The following is a 440-nucleotide window of genomic DNA, read 5'->3' on the forward strand; positions in this document are numbered from 1 at the left end:
CCCGCCATACCGGTCATACAGTCGAGCTTCAGGCGCCGGACGAGGAGGGGCCGACCGAACGCATCGGTGAGGAGTAGGCGTCTCAGGTATGTGTCCTCACCATCCAGCAACCGAGCGATTTCGACGATCAGTGCAGATCGGGTGACAACCGAATTCAGATGTCTGCTACGATTCGGCAGGAAAGGAAGTCCGCCCTCCCCGAATTGAACGGGGGACAAGCCGATCTACAGTCGGCTGCTCTACCAGGCTGAGCTAAGGGCGGGCACCTCAACGTAGCGCCGCTGTTGGACTTAAGGGTTACTCATCGTCGCCGTCAGTCGGTCCGGTTCGTTCTCCCTCGGGCGATGGGTGTTCGCCGAGAACCGATAGGAACTGTTCTGCCGTGCGGTCGATGTCGGTCTGGACGGCTTGCAGCTCGGGTATCGTCTTCCGGTTGTACG

The 440-nt window shown here is 60.2% G+C and carries 1 tRNA gene; it reads right to left on the reverse strand.

Annotated features, from left to right (window positions below):
* Nucleotides 1–188: 188 nt before the first annotated feature.
* Nucleotides 189–262 (reverse strand) — tRNA-Tyr (locus DEQ92_RS22900).
* Between the last annotated feature and the right edge of the window lie 178 nt (nucleotides 263–440).

This window comes from Haloferax sp. Atlit-6N (genome assembly GCF_003383195.1).
Lineage (GTDB): Archaea > Halobacteriota > Halobacteria > Halobacteriales > Haloferacaceae > Haloferax > Haloferax gibbonsii.